Source organism: Christensenella tenuis, from assembly GCF_014287795.1.
Taxonomy (GTDB): domain Bacteria; phylum Bacillota; class Clostridia; order Christensenellales; family Christensenellaceae; genus Christensenella; species Christensenella tenuis.
In genome coordinates, this window is the sequence record NZ_JACOON010000004.1 from 182,164 (window position 1) to 205,761 (window position 23,598).

A 23,598-nucleotide genomic window follows, 5' to 3' on the forward strand; every position below is an offset into this window, starting at 1 on the left:
TCCAAAGCGCGCGCCGCACGCCATGAAAGTAACATTTTTTGCGCATAAAAACATTTTTCTTGTTCGCAGGGTGTTCCTGTGTTACTATTGGAAAAAGGGTGGTGAGTGTTATGCCGTTTTGCCCGCATTGCAGGACGGAATATGACAAAGGCTATACCGTATGCGCCGGCTGCGGCGCGCACCTTGTGGATTCGCTCCCCGCGGAACCGGAGGAAGAGCCCCTTCGGTATGTTTCCATGAAGCGCATGTTTCTCCTTTCAACATCCGGTTCTATTGAAAGCGCCATGATCGTGGATATCCTTGGCCAGCACGGCATCCGTGCGTTTGCGCAGCAAAAAGAAGCCGGAAACTACCTGAATGCCTATTCCGGTTTTTCCATTTACGGCGAGGATCTTTATGTGGACGCGGTAGACTATGAAGCTGCAAGCGCGTTGGCACGGGAATTTCTTTCCCAGCCGGAAACATCCGTGGAACATCCGAAAAAAAATCCTGGGCGGCGGCGTTCACGGATCATGCTGGGCGCGTTCGCCGTTATCTGGCTGGCGTTCCTTATTTTTGCACTCGTCCGCCTGTTCCAATAATCGTTCGGGGAGGTGGCAAACGTGCCCTTTTGTCCTAATTGCAGAACTGAATACGATGAAGGTTATACCGTATGCGCCGACTGCGGCGCGCACCTTGTGGATTCGCTTCCCAAAGCGCCGGATAGCAAACCTGCCCCGGCCTATGGCGACGAGGCAAACCGTGTGTTCCTTGTGTCCGCGTGCAGCCGAGAATCGAGCGCCATGCTCATCGATATGCTGAACGACAGCGCCATTCCCGCGTTCGCCCAGCCAAAGGAAGGTTCTTGCGGTCCGGAAGAAGGCAGCGATATTTTTGTAGACCGTATGGATTACGAGTCCGCGGTGGAGATCGCCGCTTCCATTTTGGGGGACGGCTGCATCGCTGCGGAAAAAAGCGGCGCGGAAGACGAAGAAGCATCCCCCGATCCGGCACGGCATATACGGATCTGGGTTGCGGCGGCCGTTGTCGCAGTGCTCATTGCCTGCGCGGTTGTTTTTTCCCACTGATAAATTTGAAAGGATGGTCCCTGATGGAAAAACGTATTTTGCTCGCCTCGACCGCGAGCGCAGTTGAAACTTCAATGATTACAGATGTTCTCAGCCAGAACAATATTCCCGCCGTCACACAGCCCCGGTCAAAATTCTTTGGCGAAGCCATGAGCGCATATACGGGTTCGTCCTCTTACGGCGATGATATTTTTGTATCCGAGGCCGATTTTGCCGCCGCGCAGGATGCGGTGGAAGGCATGATTTCCGGCGAAGACTAAAGAACGCGTAGTTATTTGGCTGTTATTTCTTTGGGCTGCCGTCCGCAGGATGCGCGGCGCGCCGTTTTTTGGTATGCAAAAATGTTTTTCCGGGCAATCTTACCGTAACTCTTTCCGCATGGGGAGGGTTTGGCTTTTTTCGCTGAAAAATCCGGCGCGTTGCCGCGCCGGACGCCTGTTTTTTCTTTAGTTCTGCTTGGGCGGCAGCGCATTTTTGTTTTTATACGCCCGCCATTCCTTTTGGAATGCAAACGTTCCGAGCATGCCGCACACGAGCGCATAGCCAAATACCACGATTAAAATCCATTCCACCACGCCGAATGTGATAAAATAGGCGGTTACGCCTTGGGAAAGCACAAACAGGAAGAGCAGGGCCAGGGCGCAAGCCCGGCTTTGTTTCAAATATATGCCGAGCGTCAGTCCGCCCACAAGCGCCACGTCGATCAAAGCCAACACCCCGTAAAAAGACATGGAAATAAGCGCGTTAAGGCAAAGGAACGCCCCGCCGAGCACGCCCCACATCACATATGATTTTGTTTTCTGCGGGGTTTGCTCCCGCCAAAAAGTTTTCTGGTCCATGTATTTATTTTAACACATTTTTCCAAAAGAGTCCTCCTAAAAAACGGAGCGCGCCAAAACCGGGCAAAACAGTTTTGCGCATTTCCGGAAAACGTGCTATGCCCGGCAAAAGAGGGATACGGCAATGAAGTGCCTTTCTAAACGCGTTACCATCGGAAAAGTGCTGCAAGGGCAGCCCGGGCAGGCGGGAATCCATACGCCGGAGGAGCTGGCGCGGGGCGGGAGCCGGGACGCATGACTGCGCATCAAGGCCGCCGTTCCTTCCTCCTGCCAGAGCCGCCTGTGCGCGCTCGAGGGCGCAACCCGCGGCGTACGCTGGCATAATCTTCCGGCAGAAGCAAAAGCGGAGCTTAAAAATTTTTACCAGGCCATGAAATGAGCGCCCTTCCCATTCCATAGGGAAGAAAATACATTTGAAAAACCGCAGACAAGAAGCCTGGGCAATTGATTGGAGCACCTTTGCAGGCTGACAGCAGCACGCCATAAAAAAGTATGGCAGGGGCGCTTCGGAGGAATAAAGCCGGTGTTTGCCCGGACGGTTTCTTTTATTTGGAAGCCGCATAATCATGCGGGGCCTAAATTCTTTTCGTGCAAAAAGTCCATACCCGCGCAGCCCGCCAGAGCAGTTAAAATGAATTCCGGTATATAGCAATATAGCAGTATGAACAAATGGCTATGCAATAAAATGCATAGCCATTTGTTTCTTCCGGGCCCGGTTCCTTTTTTCCGGCTGGTGCCTCTTAATAATTTTCCGCTTTGATCTGGAAATATGCCTGCGGATGCGCGCATACCGGGCACATTTGCGGCGCTTTCGGGCCGATTACGATATGGCCGCAGTTTGTGCACTGCCAAATCCTGTCGCCGTCACGTGAGAATACCAACCCGTTTTCGAGGTTTTTCGCCAATGTGCGATAGCGTTCCTCATGCTCTTTTTCAATCTCTCCGACCATTTCAAACAGGCGGGCGATGCGGTCGAATCCTTCTTCCCGTGCTTCTTTGGCAAAGGTTGCGTACATATCCGTCCATTCGTAATTTTCACCGTCCGCGGCGTCTTTCAGGTTTGTGGCCGTATCCGGCACATCGCCCTCGTGCAGAAGCTTGAACCAGATTTTTGCATGCTCTTTCTCATTTCCTGCGGTCTCTTCAAAAATTGCGGCAATCTGGTTATAGCCTTCCTTTTTTGCTTTAGACGCGTAATACGTATATTTGTTCCTTGCCTGTGATTCCCCCGCAAATGCCGCCTGCAGGTTTGCTTCCGTTTTGGTTCCCTTTAAATTTTCCATTTCTTTTACCCCTTCTCATTCTTTATTTTGCAGTCCGGGCAAAGCCCGGAAAATACAATTTCATGCCCGTCCACATCAAATCCATGTGTATCCGCAATCCGCTCTTCAAGCCCGGACAGGTACGGCATATCCACGTCGAACACCCTGCCGCATTCCCTGCAGCGGATGTGGTAATGCCTGTGTGTCATAGAGTCAAAGCAGTCCGCGCCATCCGGTATCTTTACATGGGTGACGGCCCCCTCGTCCGCCAGCTTGTTCAGGTTTCGGTATACCGTCGCCTTGCTGATGGCCGGATGCTTTTTTGTAACCATACCGTATACCTCGTCCGCAGTAGGGTGGTGCAGTTCCTTTAACTGCTCGAGGATAATATTTTTTTGCAGCGTATTGCGCGGTTTCATATCTGTCCGGCTCCTTATTGATATTTATTATCAATTGATACTATATATCATTATTTTTCATTTGTCAACGCCGCAAGCCGTATTTTTTACAAAAGCAGCTATCCCTGTTCCTTTTTCCATAAGGATGCTATAATAATACCAATAGTTTTATCAGGGGGTATTTCGTATGATAATCGATGGGAATGAAAAAGAAACACAGGCGGTGCTTGCCTTTAACGCCGGAGACAAGGCCCTGGCCCGCAAGCTCGAGCAGGAATTTCTCGATGAACTGAAAGAGCTGAAGGCGTCCGGCGGGGATCATTGCTCTTGCAAGGCTCCTTGCAGGCATCACGGCGACTGCGTATCCTGCGTTGCGATGCACCGCGCCCACAGGAACCATCTTCCGGCTTGCTTTCATGATATGGTAAACGAACGGCTGCTCGGCCTTTCTTCCCTCACGGAGCATTCGATAGCCGAACGGTTGAAATAACATATTTTGATTTTCTTTGAATTGGGAAGGGGCGCACAGCCTCTTCTTTTTTTGCCGGGACTTCTAAACATAGCCTTTGGGCGTTTCCCACGCCGTTCGGCCTGGCATATGGCGCCGCGCGTCCCGGTGTGGGCAAATAAAAAGAGCCGCCCAGCCTTACCCGGCCGGGCAGCCCGCGCAAATGCGCTATGGTATTATTCTTCTTTGCCGTCCATGTGCATCGCGTCGCAGAACGGCTTATTGCCCGAACTTCCGCACCGGCACAGCGTCACGCGGTTCCTGGCCTCGTATACCGTTCCGTCTTCCGCTTCGATTTCGATGCCGCCGCGCACCCAGAGCGGGCCGTGTTTTCCTTCCGGCTCGTCTTCAACTACCGCGATTTCCCTGGGCAGTTCCGGCTCGATCTTTTTGCCGTCCTTCACAACCGTAAGCCGTCCTGAGGGGCAGTCGCATGCCTGCCGGATGGCAAGCTCTTCGTTTTCCGCATCGTTAATCAGCCTCCATGTGCTTCCCGCCGCGTCGCAAAAACGCGCGACCGCGCACAGGCTTTCATCGTCCATCAGTTCCATTCCGTCGCCACGGTAAACGATTGCCGCCTCGTCATACGCCACATGGTCCGCCGTTTCCGTACCGTCAAAGCCATGCATGTGGCTGCCGTCGCAAAAAGGCTTGTTTTTGGATTTCCCGCAGCGGCACAAATGATAGGTTTCCCCGGTTTCAAACGCCTCCCCATCCAGCCAATGGGTAGATTCCCCCGCCTTATTCGCGCCGATCTTCATTTCCCGCAGCGGCACGTTTCCCGTGACCTCATACGGCCCGTCCTTCAATACTTTGATACGCATATGCTTCCTGCTCCCCATAGTTATTGTTTTACCATTCCTTAATAACCGCGACGCGGGGGATTAAAACGCACAAAAAAAAGGAAAGAGGCCTTTCCTTTTTACACACCGTACCGCTACCGCCGCAAGCGCAGGTCCATGCCGTCCAAAAGCAAAACGGCGCACTCGCGTGATTCAAGCCGCGACGAAATACGTTCGCCATACCGCGCCTGCAAATCGTCTACGTTGGTTGCCACCGCCGTATGCCTGCCCGCCTCGAGCCGGCGGTTTAAAAGATCAAACAAATATTCTGTGGTCACGTTCTGCGTCATCGGCTCGGTGCCAAGGTCGTCAATCAACAGCAACTGTGCATCCTGCAGGAAGGAAAGCGGCATTTCTTCGCCCATGCGGTGCTTGAAAAACGCGCTGAACAGCTCGCCCGCGCGTATGAGGCATACATCCACGCCCTTTTCCCGCGCCGCCGTGGCAATACACCGCAGCAAATAGGATTTGCCCAGCCCCGCCTTACCGCGCAAAAGAAGGTTCAGGCGCGGGGTGTTTGGAAACGCATCCACATATTTTTTGCAGATGCCGTAGGCAAGTTCCGCAAGAGCGCGCTGCGTCCTGCCCATGGCAAGCTCTTTTTCTCCGTCGAACACGGAGAAATCCGCCCTGTCAAAACGTTCCGCAAGCGTATTCACATCGGCTGCGCCATAGATGGTTTGATAAACCTCACGCAAAAAGCAGACGCAGTATTTCCTGCCCACAAGGCCCGTATCCCGGCATGCCGCGCATGCATACGGAACTACAAGTCCCTTTTTGCGGGCGATTTCCTCCTGCCTGCGTTCAAGCTCCATGATGTCCGCGTCAAGCCCGGTGGTATCCTCCGCCAAAAAAGCGCGCTTCAGCTTTTCCGCAAGCAGCGCGCGCTTTTGTTCCTCAAGCTCCATGATGTCTGCGTCGTTTTTCATCCGGCGCTCGTTTTCCTGGTCGATCTTCGCATGCCGGAAGGAAAAATCCTCCAGCAGGTCGATCACGGTCTTATTCGCCATACAGCCGCTCCATATCCGCGTATGCATCCTGTTCGCGCTTCTTTTTTTCCTCGTCGGAATATTCGCGCTCCAGCGCGCCCGGCGCTTTGGCGAACAGGTTGCTCAAATTCTGTTTCTGCGCCTTTTCCAGCGTATCCACGCCTTCCTCCGCCCAGCGGTTTAAAACCTTCATCATGTATTCAAACGGCCGGTCTTTTAAAGAACTGTATTCCGCCGCGTATAAAAGCACGTCGTGCGAGAGCCCCTTTTCCTGCGTCAGCCGCAAATAGGTCCGGCGGTCTGCCTCGCCCACGGCGCGCTCCACGCCCGCGCTTTCGTATACCTGCGCGATCTTGCGGTCGATGGTATTTTGCTTGCGCAGGTATTTCTTGATCTCTTCTTCCGTCCCAAGGCCCTGCTGCTTCCAGTCCTTCAGGAAGCTGTCCACGGATTCGAACCGGCGGCTGCCGATCTTCACAGACTGCGCGCATGCAAGCAGTATGATTTGCTGCGGAAAGCCCGCCGACCGCCATTCGTCGTAAAACTGCTCGTGCTTGGGGGCGACCACAATGCGCGAATATTTGAGCGCGGTCAATATTTCCTTGATGTTGGCCCGCCGCTCCTTTTGCGCGGTATAAAATTCGTTTATCTTACGGGAGGACGTGATGCCCCTGTCATAGAGGGAACGCAGGATCGCGTCGAGGTATTTAAAGGGTTGGTCCTTGGAAAACTCCTTGCCCTTCATCACAAATTCAATCGCCTCGTGCGTGAATCCCCACTTTTCCGTCCACTTGTTGTAAAGGTCCATCTCTGTCTTGCCCGGGTATTTCCCATGCAGGCCCATCAGCCGCATCAACCGGTTCGCCCCGCCCGATACCGCCTTATAGCTTTCGATCTTCTGCTGCGCCTTTTCGAGGGTGTTGACGCCTTCCTCGCTCCAGCCCTCGGCTACCTTGTCGAGGTACGCCACGCTGATGCGGTTACCGCGTTCCGCCACGCAATATTCCACCAGCGCGAGCACCACTTCCTGCGGCAGGCCGAACACGTCGGTATAATCGTAAATTTTATTCAACTCCGCGGGCGAAAGGTCGCGTGCGAGGACCGTGCGCAGCATGTTGTTGAAATTCTGCATCTCATAAAGAGGCGCGCGCCGTTTTTTCGGCTCATCCTCTTTTGTGGTGCTGTCCGGCATCACAAACGCATATTTTGCACCGCTCTTTGTCATCTGGCCCTTGAGGCACCAATAGTTAAGCGCCGCTTCGATCTGCGAGGCTGTCATGTGCAGCTCCGCCTCGAGCTCCACATCCGAAAGCTGCGTGCCCGCGTTCGCAAGACACAGCCCATACAGGTAGACCTTTACGTAATCCGCCGGCGCGTCGCACATGTATTTTTTCAGAAATACGGTCGGAACGGGCGTCGTCGCCTGTTCGTCCAGCGTGAATTTGATCATTGGCTACGCTTCCCTGCCCTGCTTTTTGGGCTCACAGAATTCCACGATTGCCGCGTTTACCTTGTCCGGCTTTTCTTCGTTTACAAAGAAGCCGCAATTCCGTACGGTAAGCGAGCTTGCCGCCGCCAGCGGGAGCTGGAGGAATTCGCTTTTCTGTCCCCCGGTGATCTTATCTTCCGCCCCGAGGATCACAAGCATCGGGTTTTTCACACTGTGGATATTTTGCTTGATATCGTCGTCGATAAAATTACCTACGCACATTTTTGCAATCACCTTATAGTCGCGGTCCAAAAGGCCCATTGCATATTCCTTCGCCACCTCGTCCGTAACGAGGGTCCTGTCGAAATAGCAATCCTCGAGCACGCCGTGTACCGCATTTTCCGAAAGCATCATTTTCCCCGCCGTCATGCCAAGGATGGAAGGGAGGCCCTTTGTTTTGGTGACTCCGCCGCCGTTTGACGTGAGCATGGGCGAAATAAACACCAGCCGGCCCGCGCGGTTTACGTTGTGCATCACGAAGTCCAGCACATAGGCCGCCGCTTCGCCAAAAGCGCAGAAATGCGCCGCCGGAAGCTCCTGCACATTCATAAAGGATTCAATGGCAAGCGCGAATTCTTCGATGCTGTAGCTCATCTGCGGTTTGCCGGAGAACCCATGCCCCGGAAGGTCGATCGCGTAAACGTGGAAGGATTTCGCAAGCTCTTCAAAATTATTGCGCCATGCGTACAGGGATTGGCCGATTCCGTGCACAAGAATCAGCGGTTCGCCTTCGCCCGCTTCGAAATAATGCAAAGGCAGGCGGATATCCTCCACTTCCTCTTTCCCGTGGTCGTCAATATAGGTATCAAACTCAACGTCCGCGTATTGGCCCACGTGCTCCCTATTCAAAAATTTTGTGATGCTGATCGGTTCAAACACTGCTGCTTCCTCCCAATATTGATGCAGGCATTCCTGTCGATTATTCGTTTTCACGAGTATTTATTATTTTAGCATATCTGACCAGATTTTTGTAGCTATTTTGCGATGGTTTTTTTAGCGCGTACGCTTGCAGGGCCAAAAGAATTTTTCCCACGCGCTTCCCGGGCGGGATATGAAGCTCGCGCATCACATCGTCCCCGTTCACCGCAAGCTGCTCCAGCGAGATGGGCGCGTCTTTTTCCTTAAGCTCCCGCAGCGTCTCCCGCCACTTGCCGGCGGAAAGCGCCGGATTCCCTTTTCCCGACCCGCAGAAGTCCGCTTCGCGCACATCTGCCAGGCGCAGGAACTGCCGCTCCCCGAGCTTCACGATCATGCGCGCTACCGCCTTGCGCCCGGCGCGGTTATCGAGGTCGAACATATGCGCGCCCACCAGCGCGCCCACCTCGCCTGCCGTCTCCTTATCAAAGCGCAGGCCATTAAGGGCCGCCAGCGCAAGCGCTGCCCCTCTTTTATCGTGTCCGACCATCTTTCCCGTCTCGCGGAATACCGCCGGTTTTCCGATGTCGTGCAGCAGGGCCGCAAGCCGGGTTACAAGATCCGCGGGCGCGCACGCGCATGCTTGCAGTGAATGCTCCAGCACGTCGTACGCGTGGTATTCCGTGTTTTGTTCCATACCGTCCCCCTCCGTAAGCGCGGGGACAATGTAGGAAAACGCGCCCAGGTCCTTCAGCATATGCAGGCCGCAAAGTACGCCGCCCGGTATTCCGTGTTTCGTATCCGCCATGAGGATCTTCACGAATTCGTCACGGATCCGCTCCCTTGAAATATCCGCAAGGCCTCCTATATGCGCTTTTGCGCACTCCCACGTGTCCTGCTCTACCGTAAAGCCAAGCTCCGCCGCGAACCGCACCATGCGCAGGATGCGCAGCGCGTCCTGCGTGAGCGTCTCCGGCGTCACCTGCCCGATGGTCTTTTCCGCCAGTGCGGCAAGGCCGCGCCCTGTCGGGTCCGCGACCGTTCCGTCCGCCCCCATGTAAAGTGCGTTCACCGTAAAATCACGGCGCAGCGCGTCTTCCCGGATGTCATCCGTAAAACGCACCTTTTTTGGCGTATGCGCACCTCCGCGGCCGTAGTTGTCGCAGCGGAACGCCGTATATTCATACACATAAAGCGCATCCCCAAAACGCTGCTTCACAACCACCGTCCCCAGGCCATACGCCCGTTCCTCAAGGACGATCTCGGGCGCAGGCAGGGCGCAAAGCGCCTGCGGCGGCGCAGGAGAGGCAACGTCAAGGTCCGTTCCTGCAAGCCCGAGCAGGCTGTTGCGGGGATAGCCGCCTACCAGATAACAGGGGGGCAGGCCCGCTTCATTCCAGATTGTAAAAAAACGTTCAATATGTGCTTCCATCATTGTACTCTATTCTTCCTGCGCGCTTCAATCCGGGCGAAATCCTGTTTCGCTCCGCCACGCAGCCGACCGTTCGGGGCTTAAACCGTTTCCCCCTCGAACACGTACGCCGCCGCGCCCGTCATGAAGGCGCGCCCGTCCTGGGCAAGCTCTATGTGCAATATGCCCGCCTCAACGTGCATATCGACCTCGTTTGCGGCAAGGCCCTTTTTGTGCAGGATGGCCGCGCATCCCGTCGCGCCCGTTCCGCAGGCAAGCGTCCTGCCCGCGCCGCGTTCCCATGTGCGCATATGCGCGGTGTGCCGGTCAATGAGCCGTACAAAATTCACGTTGGTTCCGCGCGGGAACAGCGGATCCTTTTCGATGCGCGGACCTAAGCCGTCCACATCCGCAGTTTCAAGGTCGCCTGCCGGCACCAGCGTATGCGGTACGCCGCAGAGCACGCTCGCCGCGCGCTGCCCGCACACTTCAAAGTCGAGCGGATCGTCCGCCAGCACAGGAATGTCCCCCGCCGCGAACGAAGGCACGCCCATATCCACACGCACCGCCGCCACCTCGCCGTTTTCCACGACGAGCCGCGGCCGCACAACGCCCGCAAGCGTCTCAATCGCCATATCCGGCGTTTTAACGATCCCTCTATCGTATACATAGCGGGCAAAACAGCGCACGCCGTTGCCGCACATTTCCGCTTCCGATCCGTCGGCGTTGATGATGCGCATCTTTACGTCCGCGCAGCCGGACGGTTCTACCAGAAGCAGCCCGTCTGCGCCCACCGAAAGACGCCGCCTGCATAGGCCGCGCGCCAATCCGGCAGGATCCGCCACCCGTTCCTCGATTACGATAAAATCATTTCCCAGTCCGTGCATTTTCGTGATATGCATGCTTTACACCTCACTGATTTTGACCTGATTCCGCGTTCCTTCCAAACAAGAATTCCTCCGCAGCCAAGCCCCGCGGGTTCTCTTGCCGCCGCCCGGCGTTTCCCCTATGCCCCGTCCGGCTCCATGCGGGCTGCCCCGCCCCACAGGCCGTGTTTTCCGCCCTTCGGCCCCCTGCGCCCGCGGCCCTTTGGGGATGAGGCGGTGCCGGCCGCAAGGCGTTTTCCTGCGCAGCGGGGAAACGAACAACGGAACCGTGCTCCGCCGAATGTGAATTCTTCTTTAACTTCTCATATTATATCACATTCCTTCCGCATTTTATGGTACAATAGATTAAAATCGGAAGATTCTGTTTTACGGGGTAGACGCCATGTACATGAGACCTTCACGCCGGAAAAAGCGGCGCAGACTCACAAACCTCATTATTTTAATTGCGGTCATCGCGGCTGCGGCTGCAGGCGTGTTTTTCCTGCTCGCAAATTTTACGGATATCGAGCTGTTTAGCCCTCTTTTGAAAGAGACGGAAACCGTTATGCCCGAAAACGTGCAGGCAAATGAAAACGGCATCCTCTATGAGGAAGACGGCACGCTTTACTTAAAGGATCAAAAGGGCGCCGCCCTGTGGGACTTAAAGCTCGAGCCTGCCGGCTCCAAATATACCCAGTCCCCCACCCTGATCTGCACATGGGCGCAGGCCAATTTACAGGCGCTTTCCTACACAAAGGAGCAGCTGTTTACGGCGGCAGTCGCCTCCGAGATCATGGATGTGCGCTGCGGGAAAGAGACGATAGCCGTTTTAACGGGCGCTGCGGATGAATCGGGCCAGACGCTCTATTACCTTACCCTCTTCAACAGCAAAGGCGAGCAGGCGGGGCAGGTTGAGTTCAAAACGCGGCAGGTCATCGATTTCGGTTTTTCCGGAGACAGCGACATGCTGTGGTCGCTTTCGCTCGACACGTCGAACGTTGTCCCCGTTTCCTATATTTCAACTTATAAATCCGACGGTTCGCCCACCAGCAGTATTGAAAACAATACGCAGGTAATCGAGCACGTATACGTCACGTCGGACACAATTTTTGCTTCCGGGACGAACAATCTCTTTTCCTACAACTATTTTGGGGAAAAGCAGGGCGAGGCCCTGGTCTACGGCTGGAAGCCCGAGGTATGGAGCATCGGCGGCACCACGCTGGAGCTTGCCTATGTGCCGCGCGGTTCGGAGGCTTCGCTCGCGGCGGCCAAACTGTTTTCCGGCGACCTTGCGGAAAGGATCCTCTACCTGCCGCAGAACGCCTTTGCAATCGCTGTCACACAGAACCAGTTTTACGTGTACACGCCAAACGCTGTCATGACGTACGACCTTTCGGGCGGGCTTGTGAAAACGACAAAATTGGATTATACTTTAACTGCTGCAAAGCAGCTTTCCGATACCCTTGCCGTTTGTTGGGACAAGGAAGGCAAAAGCTATTTGATGCAGCTAAATTAAACCGGAGGACGCATGGATATCATCAACCTCAACTGGATCATCTTATTTTTGATCGCAATTTATATTTTGCAGGGGCTTCACAAGGGGTTCCTGATTTCCGTCGCCAACACCATCGGCATGGCGGTTTCATGGCTCGCGGGATTTCTGTTTTCCCCCCTCATGTCGCAGGCGATTGCAAAAGGGTCTTTCTATAACTTCCTGTTTTATTTCACCAACGGGGTCGATCAGTTGCAAGCGTCGGGCAATCTTGCCGTCACAACCCTTACTCAGCCGCAAATCGGCGAAATCGTAACGAACGCGGGGCTTCCGTTCCCGTTTGACCAACTGGTGACGGAAAACATGACGAACCAGGTGTTCGAGGCACAGGGCTTCCATACCGTCTCGGAATATTTCGGCTATACCATTACCAACGTGGTGGTCAATATTTTTTCGTTTTTGGTGATTTACCTGATCGCGCGGATCGTCATTTCCCTGCTGGTCAACGCGGTGAATTACGCCTCCCCGCTTCCCGTGTTGCGCAGGTGCGATTCCCTTGCGGGCGGCGCGGTCGGTGTGCTGCGCGGGTTTCTCGGCATGTTCGCGTTGTTTATGATCGTACCCGTAATCATGATTTCCCTGCCTGCGGATTTTGTCACCCCCATCCTGAACGATTCCTCGATGGCAACGTTTTTCTATGAATCAAATTTCCTGTTGAAGGGAATTTCCGGGATTATTTAGGCTGGTTTTTATGCCTTTTTCCTGGCTCCGCAGGCCTTGCGGAGCCTTTTTTTACCGCATTTTCCATGCCGCGCGGGGCCTGCCCCGCGAAGGACTTGACAGGCGTATCCTTTTTTACTAAAATAGTTCATCAGTGAACCGTTTCTATTGAAACTATTTGGAGGAGCTATGACCGGGTATGATGAAAAGCATCTGCGGCCGCTGCTTTATTTAAGCCGCAAGCTGAAAAAGCTGTATGAAAGGGAATGCGCGAAGGCTGCGGCGCCGTTCGGCCTGTCGCAGGGGGAGGCGGACGTGCTTTTGTTCCTTTCCAACAATCCGGGGTTCGATACGGCGATGGACGTCGTGAAATACCGCTCCGTCTCCAAGGCGCTCGTTTCCAAGGCGGTGGAGTCTCTTTCCGCACGCGGTTATCTTACGCTGCACACCGACCGGAGGGACCGCCGGTATACGCATCTTGTTTTGACGGAGGCGGCAGCCCCCGCCCTGCGCGCCGTGCTGGGCGCGCAGGCGGCATTTGTAGATCTGCTGAAAAGCGAAACAACGCCGGAGGAACGCGCCGTGATCTCGGCTGTGTTCGAGCGGCTGTGCGAAAAACTGGAAACGGTATAAGGTGAAGCAAATGGATACTACTGCAAATCAGAACACAAAAACAGACCTCGGCACGGGCAAGGTAGGCAGGCTTTTGTTCCGTCTCGCCATACCCACCGTGGCCGCACAGGTTGTCAACGTGCTTTATAATATGGTGGACCGTATGTATATCGGCCATATCGACGTGATCGGCGCGCAGGCGCTTACCGGGGTGGGCGTGTGTATGCCGCTCATCATGATCATCTCCGCGTTCGCGGCGCTCGCGGGCATGGGCGGCGCGCCCCGCGCGTCCATCATGATGGGGCGGGGCGACTATCCCGCCGCGGAAAAGATACTCGGCAACTGCACCACTCTGCTCCTGATTCTCGCCGGCGTGCTCACCGCTGTGTTCCTCGTATTCGGGCGGCCCATGCTGATGCTGTTCGGCGCGAGCGCGGACACCATCGGCTATGCCATGCAGTATATGCCCATCTATGCCGCAGGAACGGTGTTCGTGCAGATCGCCCTCGGCCTCAATCCGTTCATCACGGCGCAGGGCTTTGCCAAAACGGGCATGCTGACCGTGCTCATCGGCGCGGCCCTCAACATCGTTTTAGACCCCATCTTCATCTTCACCTTTGATCTTGGCGTTGCGGGCGCGGCTCTTGCGACCATCCTCTCGCAGGCCGTATCCTGTATTTGGGTGTTTTGTTTTCTCGCCGGGAAACGCGCCATCGTGCGCCTGCGCCCGGTAAACCTCCGGCCCGAGGCCTCCGTGCTGCTGCCGTGCGTGGCGCTCGGGCTTTCGCCGTTCATCATGCAGTTCACCGAAAGCGTGATCGCGGTATGCTTCAACGCCTCTCTCCAGCAATACGGCGGCGATATCGCCGTGGGCGCGATGACCATCCTTACCACGGTGATGCAGTTCTCCCTCCTGCCCCTCATGGGGCTTTCACAGGGCGCGCAGCCCATCGTGAGCTTCAACTACGGCGCGCGCAATTCCGGACGGGTGAAGCAGGCGTTCCGCCTTTTGCTCACCGCAAGCGTTCTCTATTCGGCGGCCCTGTGGGCGCTCGCCATGTTCGCGCCGCAGGTCTTGGCTTCCATTTTTACCAAAGACCCCGCCCTGATGGATATGACCGTCTACGCGCTGCGCATCTATATGGCCTCAACGGTGGTGTTCGGCGTACAGATCGCCTGCCAGCAGACGTTCATTGCCCTCGGCAACGCAAAAACGTCCCTGTTCCTCGCCGTTTTCCGTAAAATTTTGCTGCTCATCCCGCTCATCTACCTCCTGCCCGCGCTGATTCCCGACAAGGTGTTCGCAGTCTATCTCGCGGAGCCCGTGGCGGATGCCATTGCCGTCGCAACGACTGCCACCGTGTTCGCCGTCCAGTTCCGCCGCTCTATGAAGCAGCTCGACGAAGAAGCGGCCGCGCTTGCGGCAGAAAGCTGAGGGTATCCGGATGGAGAACCGTTATCTTTCGGTCAAAAAACAGTTTGAGGCAGGCAGGGATGAGAAAAACGCCGCGAAAATGGCGGCATATATGAAAGGCCTGTTCCCCTTTTACGGTTTGCCGGCCCCGAAACGGAAAGCCGTCTATCGGGAGCTTTTAAGGGCCGAAAAGAAAAAGGCCGCGGTGGACTGGGCTTTTCTGGACCAATGCTGGGCCGACGCGCACCGGGAATTTCAATACCTCGTCATCGACTATCTTGCGGCGATGCAGGGCTGCCTCACCTATGAGGACGTATCGTCCCGCCTCTTTACCTACGTAAAAACAAAACAGTGGTGGGATACGATCGACGGTCTCGACAGGATCATCGGCAATATCGCCTTTACTGACGGCAGGATCGATGATTTGATGCTGGAATGGGCAGCCGACGGGGACCTTTGGGTGCGCAGGCTCGCCATCGACCATCAGCTTTGCAGAAAAGAGAAAACCAATACGGCGCTGCTGGAAAGCATATTAATACGCAACTTCGGAAGCTCTGAATTCTTTATCAACAAGGCCATCGGCTGGAGCCTGCGGGATTATTCCAAAAGCGATCCCGGCTGGGTGCGGGAGTTTTTGAGAAAATATCAAAGCAAAATGTCTCCGCTGAGCATTCGGGAGGCAAGCAAATATCTGAAAACGGAGCCATAAAAAGCAGGCCGTAAAAAGGCCGCGGCGCATTTGCCTGTGCCCGCGGCCTTTTGCCTCTTTTCTTGTTTTTCTTATACCTCTTTTTTCCGGTAAATATGCACGGAAATGAGGTAGGAAACCACCAGCGCCGCGGCGCCGCACACGGGCAGAACCCGCGCAAGGGCGGGAAGGGCCCCTTCCACCGCCGCGCCGTCCACAGCCCCGTTTCCGGCCAGCGCAATAAACGTCATGAACGGCACAAGGAAAATCACAATCACAATGATGCGGCTCTTCTCTACGCCGAACCTAAAGACCAGAGGGATAATGAGGCTGACGGACAGCAGGGCGCACGCCGCCAGGAACCCTGCGGTAAGCAGCATCCCCGCATCCAGCTCCGTCTGTCCCGCCGCCGCGAGCACGGCGGAAAGCGCAAGGCCAAGCCCCATGCCAACGCCCACCATGATAAGGGAAAACAGGTATTTCGAGCGGACGATCTGCTCCCGTGTGAACGGCAGGGTGAGGACAAATTTGTCCCATTTGCTGCCCGTATCATAATTGAATGAGATAAAGCACATCATGATACCGACGAACGTACAGATCCCGACGGCGAAGCCTGCCGAAAAAGTGCCGTCCTGCGCCACCGCGACCGGAATGATGCAAATGGCGATAATAAACGCATACATCTTGAAAAAGCTCCTGATTCCCAGGAATTCTTTTAATAAAAGCCCCCTCATTTCGTTTCCCCCTTGATCATAAGCAGCATGACGTCCTCGAGGCCGGCACTGTCCAGCGTGATATCCGGATATTTGCGCGCCGCGGCGTTTTTGTCCGCGGTCAGCGCTTCATAACCAAAGGCGGATTTACGGTAACGAACGATATCCGCCGCATCGATTTTGGCAAAATCCCCTGCCCCGCACTTCAGGATGCCGTATTCATACAGCATCTTGTCCTTATTTTCGGAAAGGACAACCCGCCCCCCGTGAAGAAAGGTGATATAATCCGCTACCTTCTCAAGGTCGCTGGTGATATGCGAGGAAATGAGGATAGAGTGCTCCTCATCCTGTATGAAATCGAGAAAGACGTCCAGGATTTCGCTGCGCACAATGGGGTCAAGCCCGCTCGTGGCTTCGTCAAGGACCAAAAGCCTCGGCCGGTGGGAGAGTGCCGCCGCGATTGAAAGCTTCATCTTCATCCCGCGGGAAAACTCTTTGAGCCTTTTGTTTTCCGGCAGGCCGAAATTTTTCACGAATGAGCGAAACAGCGCATCGTCCCATGTTTTGAATATATGACGCAGGATGGCCGCCACGTCTTTGCATTTCAGCGATTCATAAAAGCAGTCTTCCTCCATCACCACGCCAATCTGTTCTTTGATTTCCCGCTCGTTTTCCGCATGGTCGAGGCCAAAAACCTCGATGGTTCCGCTGTCTGCGCGGATCATGTTCAAAAGCAGCCTGATAGCGGTGGTCTTGCCCGCGCCATTTTCGCCGATCAGGCCCATGATGCTGCCCCGCGGCACGGAAAAGCTCACGTCCCGGAGGGCGAAGTCCCCGTATTCCTTGCTTATGTTCTTAAAAATGATGCTGTCCATGTCTTATCCTTTCACGTGGAAGCCCGCAGGAGCTATTCTTCATACAGGACGCGCAAAATTCCCTCCAGTTCTTCAAGGGAAATATCGCTGCTCTTTGCCACGGAAACCGCGTTTTTCAGGTGTTCCTCGGCGATCCTGAGCTGTTCTTCCCGAATGAACTCCACATTCTTCTGCGCCACAAAGCTCCCCCGCCCCGTGAAGCTCTCGATAAATCCGTCGCGCTCGAGGTCGTCGTACGCGCGTTTTGTCGTGATGACGCTGATTCGTAATTCCTTTGCCAGCAGCCGCATGGACGGAAGGGCGTCCCCTTCTTTGAGCTCCCCGCTGATAATCATGTTCTTGACCTGCGAGGTGATCTGTTCATAAATCGGCTTTCCGCTGGAATTGCTGATGATGATATCCACTCATCAACCCTCCCGGTTTAAAATTGTATATATACACTATGCACAATATAACATTGTGCTTTCTTTTTGTCAACCCATGAATAATTTTTTGCATGTGTCCGGCTTTTTCCAAATCAACAGGCAAAAAAAATCAAACGCTTTTCAGGTTTGACCGGGCGTCATTTCTCTTCGCGTTACCATAAACGGGTTCCGTTGCTGGGTTGATCTAGGATGTGCTGTATAAGGGGTGTTTCCATTATCCGAAAGCATACGGGCCGGCGATTTGCGGCAGGAAAAAGCAGCCTGGGGCAGGAATTTTATTGCGCCCATTTCATCTCATATTCAATGTGTTTTGTGTTTTCATCTGTTTGTTCCGCGCATATCTTAAATCCATGTTTTTGATAAAACCTAACGGCTTTACGGTTTTCCGCGTACACATGGAGCGTCAATACTGGTTTTCGTTCCTTGACATAAGACAATAATGCCGAGCCGGTACCTGCATGCTGGAATCCCGGCGCGACAAACAGCCCCGCAATATAGTTGTCTATCATGCCAATGAAGCCTTTTATTGTGCCGTTCTCATCGTAGGCATACACTTCCGCGTTTTGAATGGCATTTTTCACAACGCCATACTTGTGTTCCCAATAGTCCGCCTCTATAAAACTATGGGCGGAAAGATTTGCTTTCAGCCATATATCCATAACAATCTCAAGTTCGGAAACAGAAATCCGGCGTACCATGAGCGACCCTCCCGCGGTTTATCGAACTGCCCAAATTATGGCGTAAAGGCGCAGTCATAGCAAGGGGCTGCTATCAGCCGTTCGGCCTGCCCCCGGGCTGGGGCACACTTGCTTTCCGCCCTCCCGGACGGCGGCAAACACGCCGCAGACGGAAAAAGGGAGCCATGGCTCCCTTTTTCCGGTACTATAGATTCAGATGAGTTGCTGTTATCCTGCCGGCACCCTCCGTCCGCCTGCTTAAACATTTTTTTCCGGCTCGTGTACGTAACAATTGCACCGAAACCACCGGATGGGGTGCCGCCGCGTCTTTATCAGGCGGAATCCTCCGCCGCGCGCCAACAGGTCGTGGCATTCCGGGTTCAGGTAGATAAACCACGCCTTTCGCGGACGACGCGAAAGGCTTTTTTCGATTTTCCCCAACGCCCGTGCAAAAACCGGAGCGGGCAGCGCATTGAACATATAGAAATAGTTATATTCATCGTATCCCTCAAACTCTGCCGCGTCTCCGCAGAACACATAGCTGTTTTCCATCCCCAGGCGCTTTAAGTTTTTGCGCGCAGTTTTGCACAGCACGGGCGAGATCTCGATCCCCGCGACGGTTCTGAAAGGCAGCCTGCCGAGCAGGTACATTGCCTTTCCTTTGCCGCAGCCGATATCGATCACTGCATCTCCGGGCGTAATGGGCAGTTTTTTCAGCAGCGCCTCAATTCCCCTTGCGGACGGCTGGTATTGGTTACCCCGCTGTGCGTCGAACCCGAGCGATTCCATGGTTTCCCATCCGGAAAAATCCACCCCGCGCAGCCTTTCTATACGGGCTGCGCACCACTGCCATAGCCTGCCTGCCATGCGGTACGCCCACACTCGTTTCATGACGCTTCCTTTCCAAAAGCGTACGGGAACCACAGCCGCGAAAAAGGCATTTTCCCCGGGACGCTTTCTCTTTGTTTTCGAATGGCTGGCGGGGGAATCTTCCCCCGCATGGCGCCCGCTTACGCTTTTTATGTGCCTGCCGCAGTGCCTTTTATGCGTCCTCCGCCGGGAAGTCCACCCCAACCGGCGGAGCCTCCGCATAGGTTTCCCGGCCGTCTGCCATAAAATAGACGGCAGCATGAACGGTCATGTTTTCTGTAAGGGGAGTCTCCCATGTCATGATTCTCGTTTCACCCGGTTCAAGGCTGAACGTTTTGCCCAGTTGCTCCCCGCCGTTCAAAGGCGGTACTTTCAGGACGCCGTTTTCGAGCGTGGCGTCCATATTGTTTTGAATGCGAAAAGTAAATTTGGCCCGTTCGCCCGTTTCGGCCTGCACTGTTTCCGCCGCCGCGGTTATGCGCACATTCGTTTCGCTTTCCGCAGGTTCCGCCTGCGCTGCTGCGCGCGCGCTTCCAACTTCGGCCGTGCCCTTTGCCGGTTCTACCTGCACCTCCGGTTCCGTTATGCCTGTCTCCGCCTGCACTTCCGCTTCTCCGGCAGCGTCCCATCCGCCGAAATTCTGCGGAACCAGCCCGGGACTCATGAAGTGGGTCACCGTGTCGACGACTGTGCCGTCTGTTGCGTTGACCGTAAGCAAGCTCGTTATTCCATAATCGGGCGCGTTTTCCCGGCTTTTCCGCATCTGTTTTTCCTCCGGGGAGCCGTATTCCCCAAAGTTCCATCCGCCCACAAATTCCCATACGGGCTGGGTACGGTAGCTTCCGTCCTTTTTCAGCACCCGCTGCATCGTCAGTACGACCTGATCGACATACAGGGTTGCGGAAAGTTCCGGTTCGGCCCATGTTTTACTGCCGATATTGTCGCGGAAGGCCTGCAATATGTCTTCAAAGGGCGCTGTCTGTGCATTCCCGCCTGCCGTTATATCCGGTGCGTCCGGCGCGCTCCACTGGAAACCGACGACGCCGCTGTCGTCCACGCTCACCAGGATTACCTCCGGGCCATACATGGGCGAAATGCCCTCAAATTCCGTCACACCGCCGTTTTGCGCCTGATACGCAGTGTCCGAACCGTTGGTGTGCGAATACCATACCGCAGGCTGCGGGCAGCGCGAGAGAACCACATCATAGCGCGGGGCCTCGCCGGACTGTTCGTCGGACGCCGTGATCCCAAATACATAGGCCGGACTGATGCCGAGCGCATCTGCCGTTTCGACCGCAAGCGCGGCCGCTTCCTCCCGGGAGATGGAAAGCCCTGTTTCCTGCTTCGATTCCTTTGTGAAATTGAGAAAGCTTTCGTGCGTGAGTTCAATATTATAGACAAGCGCGCTGGCTTGCGACCCGTCCGCAAGCGTTGCTTCCACATTGATCTGTTCACATTGGCCCGCGTCCGCGACGGACGGATCCGGCGGCGGCATTTCCCGGAACTTTCCATCGTCCAGAACGCCTTCTTCTTCGGAAGTGCCGCGCGACCCATGTTCATAGAGCTGCGCATCCCCCATGAAATATTTGATTACGCGGTCTGCCATTTCCTGCGTAAAAAGCGTGGGGTGCGATTCATAGTCCGGGATGCCGCCGGAGGCGAATTCCAGCACATCCGCGTCCGCGACGACCGTAATATTTCCCGTTTCAAATGTCTCCTGCCATGTGTCTGTTTTCCGGTACCCGCCGACACGCGGTATGTCCTGTGCCGCCTGCTTCGTCCCGGTTTCCGCTTCCTGCGCCGTCAGTTCGTTTGCGGGCGTTTCTGCTTCGGCGGGTTGCGCCGCCTGTCCTGTTTCCGCCGCCCGCGCCGGGGCACAGGCCGTCGTGAAGCATGCGATCCCCAGCATTCCCGTTAAAATAAGCGCCGCGAGCCTTACGCCGCGTTTCGTTTTCCTGTTCATATACATCCCCCTGATCCGTTTTTCGGCAACCTGTTTCGAGTTGCCAAGAGCCATCCCAAGGACATACCGGGCTTCCCGGTCCTCCGAAAACATCGCGAGCACCGTAGCCGCATACCGCCTTTTTTCTTCTTTCTCCATCCGCCGCACCACCATGTTGTCGCATGCGGTCTCCATATCCATAACGATCTGCCTGTCCGCCAGCCAAACGACGGGATGGAACCACCACACCGCTTTGAGTATGTTCACCGTAAGGCGTACCGCATGGTCGCCGCGCCGGTAGTGCGTGAGCTCGTGCAGCAGCGCGTAGCGCAGCACCTCTTCGTCCTTCGAAAACAAGTCGAGGGGAAGAAGGAGCATCGGCCGCGGAGACACCGTGAGCGCGGGCGTGGTAAGCGCGGAACACAGGCGCAGCCTGATCCCGCCCCGTATGCCAAGTTCTTTTTTGCAGGCCTCGAAGATTTTGTTGATCCGTGCGTCCGGGAGCACTGTGCTTCGCCGTATCCTCCGGCGCATCCGCAGGCAGCAGCCTGCCATACAGAGCGCCACCACGCCCGCTCCCGCAAGCCAGGCCGCCGTCAGTATGACGGCGGGCGGCAGGCTGCCTGAAGAAACGGCGGGCGGCGCCTCCTGCCCTTGCCTGCTCCCTTGCTGTGCGGCCTGCGGCGGCGCTTGGTTTAGGACCGCTCCTTCGCCTTTTTCCGCCGCTTGTGCGGCCGCTCCCGGCGCGGTGGTTCCGCCGGACAGGGCGGCAAGCGGTTCCCCGCCCGTCTCCGCCGAAGCGGCGTCCATTTCAACCGTTCCCTGCCGGGGCAGTGTTACGAAGTGAAATCCTGTTTCCGCAGTAAACGGAAGTGCGAGACGCACAATCAAGAGAAACCAAAGTGCGAAGTGCAGCACAGGCGACAGTTTGTTTTGGGTGCATTTTTTGAAAATCATGATGCCGCAGAAGATGACCGCGGCATAAAGTGAAATGCTCAGCAAAGTTGCGGGAACCGCAGCCATCTCACTCACTCCCTTCCGAAAGCTCGTCGATCAGTTCCCGGAGTTCCTTTTGATCCTCCTTTGAGAGTTTGCCCTCTCGGATCATGCACACGAGAAGCTGTTTGGCTCCCGCCTCGCTCATTTTATCAAAAATATTCCTGCTTTCCGCGCGGATACACTCATCCATTTCCACCAGTGGATAATAAAATTTGTCCCGCCCCTTGAGCTCAAACCCAACGAAACCTTTCTTGCACAGTTTGGAAAGATAGGTCGCGTAGGTGGTATAGCTCCACGAAACCGCATCGCCCATCAAGCGAATGACCCCGGAAAGCGTCTGCGGCTCTTTTCCCCACAGTGCGGACATCACCGCCCATTCCGGATTGGTAAGCGTTGTTTTCATCTTTTTTCCTCCTGTATTGCTTCTGGATGCGAGTCGTTACTATATATACCGTTTTATTACTATGATTATAGTAATAAGTGTTCCGTTTGTCAACGCTTTTTTCTGCACAGTGTTCAGGACATAAAAAAAACGCCCTGTGGGCGTCAACTTCTCTCAAAAAACGAAAAAACGCCCGGAAGCGCTCCTTTAGCGGGTGAACCCGCCAGCCTGCGTACAGGGCGGTTTTACGGCCCCGTACTGTGCCCGCCCGTTTCCCGAAAGGCTGCCCAGCCAAGACCGCCGGGCAGCGCCCCTATGCACACAGCGCCGGGCCATCCTCTTTTACCGGTATGTCGCGGAGGAGGACAGGATATTTTCATCCGCAAGGCCCACGCCTTCGCTGAACAGAAACAGCTTCATATCGTTTTTGCTGAGCTGGCATTTGGGGCCGAGGCGCACGCTCGTAAGCGCATCCATACCGATCGTTTTGAGGTTCAGCTCCACATAAGATTTGATGGTTTTGCCCACCACCGCTGTTTTGAGCTTGCTGAACAGGTCGTTCTGGGAAACATGCCCCTGGCGTTCCATAAATTTTGCGTATGCGTCTGTTGTGGGGATGGGAAAGTTGACGGCCAGCCGCCATTCGTGCTCCTCGCTGAACGCCGGATTTTTACAAAACGCGCTTTCCCCGTTGACCGCGCGCAGCAGCTTGACGATCTCGCCGGACGGCTGCTGTTTTTCATCTACCAGCGTATGCAGGTGCCGGAAAATTTTGCGGATATGCGGGCGTATCAGCGCCTTTTGCGCCGCCGGAGTATACCGGATGCGTGCGAATTCAAAGGTGTGTCCCGGCTCCTTCGATTCGCGGTTTTTGCCCAGCATACCGCTGATACGGTCCGCGCGAAAGCCGATGCACACGCCCCGTTCGGAAAAACAGATCGCATAGGTGATATAATCGTCATACCAGTGCTGCCCCATCGTTTTGAGCTCATAGCGCATGAGCTCTTCCACTGCCTCATGGTTCCGGTACTCCTTTCCCCCATATTCAAACCAAATGGAGAACGGCTCCTTGTCGTATTCCTCCATCGCCGTTTCGAGGATAAATTGCTGGAGCCACCGGCGTTCCATATAATCGTTGCTTTTGCCGATATCCGAAAGGCGCAGCGTTTTATTGGAAAGAATGCTGTAAAAGCTCTCCACGCTGCAATAATGGTATACAGTTTCAATTCGGTTTGTGTTCATGGCGGGATTTCTTTCCAAAGC

27 protein-coding genes are annotated in these 23,598 nt (G+C 55.1%); 10 read left to right on the top strand and 17 right to left on the bottom strand.

The window, feature by feature from the left end; translation table 11 throughout:
- Nucleotides 1-110: 110 nt before the first annotated feature.
- The 3 genes from H8S18_RS08555 to H8S18_RS08565 are packed head-to-tail and all read left to right on the top strand — an operon-like array spanning nucleotide 111 to nucleotide 1,327.
- Nucleotides 111-581 (top strand): putative signal transducing protein, encoded by a 471-nt coding sequence (locus H8S18_RS08555; RefSeq protein WP_186857893.1) that lies wholly within the window; start codon nucleotides 111-113, stop codon nucleotides 579-581.
- Nucleotides 582-602: 21 nt separating this feature from the next.
- Nucleotides 603-1,067, top strand: a complete 465-nt coding sequence (locus H8S18_RS08560; protein ID WP_186857894.1) for a hypothetical protein — start codon at nucleotides 603-605, stop codon at nucleotides 1,065-1,067.
- A 23-nt stretch (nucleotides 1,068-1,090) separates the two neighbouring features.
- On the top strand, nucleotides 1,091-1,327 hold the full coding sequence (locus tag H8S18_RS08565; RefSeq protein WP_186857895.1) for a putative signal transducing protein: 237 nt from the start codon (nucleotides 1,091-1,093) through the stop codon (nucleotides 1,325-1,327).
- Between the two features lie 186 nt (nucleotides 1,328-1,513).
- Here the strand turns inward: H8S18_RS08565 and H8S18_RS08570 are convergent, their stop codons facing one another.
- On the bottom strand, nucleotides 1,514-1,906 hold the full coding sequence (locus H8S18_RS08570) for a hypothetical protein (RefSeq protein WP_186857896.1): 393 nt from the start codon (nucleotides 1,904-1,906) through the stop codon (nucleotides 1,514-1,516).
- A gap of 244 nt (nucleotides 1,907-2,150) precedes the next feature.
- Between H8S18_RS08570 and H8S18_RS15080 the strand changes: the two genes are divergently transcribed.
- Nucleotides 2,151-2,285: a TfoX/Sxy family DNA transformation protein gene (locus tag H8S18_RS15080; RefSeq protein ID WP_407926963.1), complete on the top strand. Its 135-nt coding sequence runs from the start codon at nucleotides 2,151-2,153 to the stop codon at nucleotides 2,283-2,285.
- 361 nt (nucleotides 2,286-2,646) lie between these two features.
- On the opposite strand, the gene rbr is transcribed toward H8S18_RS15080, so the two are convergent.
- Both rbr and H8S18_RS08585 read right to left on the bottom strand, forming a co-directional pair.
- A complete protein-coding gene (gene rbr / locus H8S18_RS08580; RefSeq protein ID WP_186857897.1) occupies nucleotides 2,647-3,189 on the bottom strand; it encodes a rubrerythrin in 543 nt (180 codons plus the stop codon).
- A gap of 5 nt (nucleotides 3,190-3,194) precedes the next feature.
- On the bottom strand, nucleotides 3,195-3,587 hold the full coding sequence (locus H8S18_RS08585) for a Fur family transcriptional regulator (RefSeq protein WP_186857898.1): 393 nt from the start codon (nucleotides 3,585-3,587) through the stop codon (nucleotides 3,195-3,197).
- A gap of 166 nt (nucleotides 3,588-3,753) precedes the next feature.
- Here H8S18_RS08585 and H8S18_RS08590 point away from each other — a divergent pair, with 166 nt between their 5' ends.
- On the top strand, nucleotides 3,754-4,056 hold the full coding sequence (locus H8S18_RS08590) for an LPS biosynthesis protein (RefSeq protein ID WP_186857899.1): 303 nt from the start codon (nucleotides 3,754-3,756) through the stop codon (nucleotides 4,054-4,056).
- A 194-nt stretch (nucleotides 4,057-4,250) separates the two neighbouring features.
- On the opposite strand, the gene H8S18_RS08595 is transcribed toward H8S18_RS08590, so the two are convergent.
- From H8S18_RS08595 to dapF, 6 genes are all read right to left on the bottom strand, one after another.
- Nucleotides 4,251-4,898: a CDGSH iron-sulfur domain-containing protein gene (locus H8S18_RS08595; protein WP_243165111.1), complete on the bottom strand. Its 648-nt coding sequence runs from the start codon at nucleotides 4,896-4,898 to the stop codon at nucleotides 4,251-4,253.
- 113 nt (nucleotides 4,899-5,011) lie between these two features.
- Nucleotides 5,012-5,926: an ATP-binding protein gene (locus H8S18_RS08600; RefSeq protein WP_186857901.1), complete on the bottom strand. Its 915-nt coding sequence runs from the start codon at nucleotides 5,924-5,926 to the stop codon at nucleotides 5,012-5,014.
- A complete protein-coding gene (locus H8S18_RS08605; RefSeq protein ID WP_186857902.1) occupies nucleotides 5,916-7,355 on the bottom strand; it encodes a DnaD domain-containing protein in 1,440 nt (479 codons plus the stop codon). Before H8S18_RS08605 ends, H8S18_RS08600 begins: the two co-directional genes overlap by 11 nt.
- A 3-nt stretch (nucleotides 7,356-7,358) precedes the next feature.
- Entirely contained in the window at nucleotides 7,359-8,273 is a 915-nt protein-coding gene (locus H8S18_RS08610; protein ID WP_186857903.1) for an alpha/beta fold hydrolase, read from the bottom strand.
- 40 nt (nucleotides 8,274-8,313) lie between these two features.
- Entirely contained in the window at nucleotides 8,314-9,684 is a 1,371-nt protein-coding gene (locus H8S18_RS08615) for a CCA tRNA nucleotidyltransferase (protein WP_186857904.1), read from the bottom strand.
- 77 nt (nucleotides 9,685-9,761) lie between these two features.
- Nucleotides 9,762-10,562: a diaminopimelate epimerase gene (gene dapF, locus H8S18_RS08620; RefSeq protein ID WP_186857905.1), complete on the bottom strand. Its 801-nt coding sequence runs from the start codon at nucleotides 10,560-10,562 to the stop codon at nucleotides 9,762-9,764.
- A gap of 367 nt (nucleotides 10,563-10,929) precedes the next feature.
- On the opposite strand from dapF, the gene H8S18_RS08625 reads away from it, so the two are divergent.
- The 5 genes from H8S18_RS08625 (at nucleotide 10,930) to H8S18_RS08645 (ending at nucleotide 15,473) form a co-directional block, all read left to right on the top strand.
- Nucleotides 10,930-12,042, top strand: coding sequence for a hypothetical protein (locus tag H8S18_RS08625; protein ID WP_186857906.1), 1,113 nt, complete (start codon nucleotides 10,930-10,932; stop codon nucleotides 12,040-12,042).
- Between the two features lie 12 nt (nucleotides 12,043-12,054).
- Entirely contained in the window at nucleotides 12,055-12,759 is a 705-nt protein-coding gene (locus H8S18_RS08630; protein ID WP_186857907.1) for a CvpA family protein, read from the top strand.
- Between the two features lie 168 nt (nucleotides 12,760-12,927).
- Complete coding sequence (locus tag H8S18_RS08635; RefSeq protein ID WP_186857908.1) at nucleotides 12,928-13,371, top strand: MarR family winged helix-turn-helix transcriptional regulator; 444 nt, start codon at nucleotides 12,928-12,930, stop codon at nucleotides 13,369-13,371.
- A 10-nt stretch (nucleotides 13,372-13,381) separates the two neighbouring features.
- Nucleotides 13,382-14,785 (top strand): MATE family efflux transporter, encoded by a 1,404-nt coding sequence (locus tag H8S18_RS08640; RefSeq protein WP_186857909.1) that lies wholly within the window; start codon nucleotides 13,382-13,384, stop codon nucleotides 14,783-14,785.
- A 10-nt stretch (nucleotides 14,786-14,795) separates the two neighbouring features.
- Entirely contained in the window at nucleotides 14,796-15,473 is a 678-nt protein-coding gene (locus tag H8S18_RS08645) for a DNA alkylation repair protein (protein ID WP_186857910.1), read from the top strand.
- 71 nt (nucleotides 15,474-15,544) lie between these two features.
- On the opposite strand, the gene H8S18_RS08650 is transcribed toward H8S18_RS08645, so the two are convergent.
- From H8S18_RS08650 to H8S18_RS08685, 8 genes are all read right to left on the bottom strand, one after another.
- Entirely contained in the window at nucleotides 15,545-16,186 is a 642-nt protein-coding gene (locus H8S18_RS08650; protein WP_186857911.1) for an ABC-2 transporter permease, read from the bottom strand.
- A complete protein-coding gene (locus H8S18_RS08655; protein ID WP_186857912.1) occupies nucleotides 16,183-17,040 on the bottom strand; it encodes an ABC transporter ATP-binding protein in 858 nt (285 codons plus the stop codon). The genes H8S18_RS08650 and H8S18_RS08655 overlap by 4 nt, the downstream gene beginning before the upstream one ends.
- A gap of 32 nt (nucleotides 17,041-17,072) precedes the next feature.
- Nucleotides 17,073-17,444, bottom strand: coding sequence for a GntR family transcriptional regulator (locus tag H8S18_RS08660; RefSeq protein WP_186857913.1), 372 nt, complete (start codon nucleotides 17,442-17,444; stop codon nucleotides 17,073-17,075).
- A gap of 296 nt (nucleotides 17,445-17,740) precedes the next feature.
- Entirely contained in the window at nucleotides 17,741-18,163 is a 423-nt protein-coding gene (locus tag H8S18_RS08665) for an N-acetyltransferase (RefSeq protein ID WP_186857914.1), read from the bottom strand.
- A gap of 237 nt (nucleotides 18,164-18,400) precedes the next feature.
- Nucleotides 18,401-19,033 (bottom strand): methyltransferase domain-containing protein, encoded by a 633-nt coding sequence (locus H8S18_RS08670; RefSeq protein ID WP_186857915.1) that lies wholly within the window; start codon nucleotides 19,031-19,033, stop codon nucleotides 18,401-18,403.
- Between the two features lie 151 nt (nucleotides 19,034-19,184).
- Nucleotides 19,185-21,977 carry a DUF6034 family protein gene (locus H8S18_RS08675; protein ID WP_186857916.1) on the bottom strand — a complete coding sequence of 931 codons (2,793 nt, stop codon included), beginning with the start codon at nucleotides 21,975-21,977 and terminating at the stop codon, nucleotides 19,185-19,187.
- A 1-nt stretch (nucleotide 21,978) separates the two neighbouring features.
- Nucleotides 21,979-22,356: a BlaI/MecI/CopY family transcriptional regulator gene (locus H8S18_RS08680; RefSeq protein ID WP_186857917.1), complete on the bottom strand. Its 378-nt coding sequence runs from the start codon at nucleotides 22,354-22,356 to the stop codon at nucleotides 21,979-21,981.
- A gap of 321 nt (nucleotides 22,357-22,677) precedes the next feature.
- Entirely contained in the window at nucleotides 22,678-23,577 is a 900-nt protein-coding gene (locus H8S18_RS08685) for a DUF2971 domain-containing protein (RefSeq protein WP_186857918.1), read from the bottom strand.
- Nucleotides 23,578-23,598 lie beyond the last annotated feature (21 nt).

Coding starts and splice junctions, on each gene's coding strand:
- H8S18_RS08555 (WP_186857893.1), top strand. CDS start 111: ATGCCGTTTTGCCCGCATTGCAGGACGGAATATGACAAAGGCTATACC.
- H8S18_RS08565 (WP_186857895.1), top strand. CDS start 1,091: ATGGAAAAACGTATTTTGCTCGCCTCGACCGCGAGCGCAGTTGAAACT.
- H8S18_RS08570 (WP_186857896.1), bottom strand. CDS start 1,906: ATGGACCAGAAAACTTTTTGGCGGGAGCAAACCCCGCAGAAAACAAAA.
- rbr (WP_186857897.1), bottom strand. CDS start 3,189: ATGGAAAATTTAAAGGGAACCAAAACGGAAGCAAACCTGCAGGCGGCA.
- H8S18_RS08585 (WP_186857898.1), bottom strand. CDS start 3,587: ATGAAACCGCGCAATACGCTGCAAAAAAATATTATCCTCGAGCAGTTA.
- H8S18_RS08590 (WP_186857899.1), top strand. CDS start 3,754: ATGATAATCGATGGGAATGAAAAAGAAACACAGGCGGTGCTTGCCTTT.
- H8S18_RS08595 (WP_243165111.1), bottom strand. CDS start 4,898: ATGCGTATCAAAGTATTGAAGGACGGGCCGTATGAGGTCACGGGAAAC.
- H8S18_RS08600 (WP_186857901.1), bottom strand. CDS start 5,926: ATGGCGAATAAGACCGTGATCGACCTGCTGGAGGATTTTTCCTTCCGG.
- H8S18_RS08605 (WP_186857902.1), bottom strand. CDS start 7,355: ATGATCAAATTCACGCTGGACGAACAGGCGACGACGCCCGTTCCGACC.
- H8S18_RS08615 (WP_186857904.1), bottom strand. CDS start 9,684: ATGATGGAAGCACATATTGAACGTTTTTTTACAATCTGGAATGAAGCG.
- dapF (WP_186857905.1), bottom strand. CDS start 10,562: ATGCATATCACGAAAATGCACGGACTGGGAAATGATTTTATCGTAATC.
- H8S18_RS08625 (WP_186857906.1), top strand. CDS start 10,930: ATGTACATGAGACCTTCACGCCGGAAAAAGCGGCGCAGACTCACAAAC.
- H8S18_RS08630 (WP_186857907.1), top strand. CDS start 12,055: ATGGATATCATCAACCTCAACTGGATCATCTTATTTTTGATCGCAATT.
- H8S18_RS08635 (WP_186857908.1), top strand. CDS start 12,928: ATGACCGGGTATGATGAAAAGCATCTGCGGCCGCTGCTTTATTTAAGC.
- H8S18_RS08640 (WP_186857909.1), top strand. CDS start 13,382: ATGGATACTACTGCAAATCAGAACACAAAAACAGACCTCGGCACGGGC.
- H8S18_RS08645 (WP_186857910.1), top strand. CDS start 14,796: ATGGAGAACCGTTATCTTTCGGTCAAAAAACAGTTTGAGGCAGGCAGG.
- H8S18_RS08650 (WP_186857911.1), bottom strand. CDS start 16,186: ATGAGGGGGCTTTTATTAAAAGAATTCCTGGGAATCAGGAGCTTTTTC.
- H8S18_RS08655 (WP_186857912.1), bottom strand. CDS start 17,040: ATGGACAGCATCATTTTTAAGAACATAAGCAAGGAATACGGGGACTTC.
- H8S18_RS08665 (WP_186857914.1), bottom strand. CDS start 18,163: ATGGTACGCCGGATTTCTGTTTCCGAACTTGAGATTGTTATGGATATA.
- H8S18_RS08670 (WP_186857915.1), bottom strand. CDS start 19,033: ATGAAACGAGTGTGGGCGTACCGCATGGCAGGCAGGCTATGGCAGTGG.
- H8S18_RS08675 (WP_186857916.1), bottom strand. CDS start 21,977: ATGGCTGCGGTTCCCGCAACTTTGCTGAGCATTTCACTTTATGCCGCG.
- H8S18_RS08680 (WP_186857917.1), bottom strand. CDS start 22,356: ATGAAAACAACGCTTACCAATCCGGAATGGGCGGTGATGTCCGCACTG.
- H8S18_RS08685 (WP_186857918.1), bottom strand. CDS start 23,577: ATGAACACAAACCGAATTGAAACTGTATACCATTATTGCAGCGTGGAG.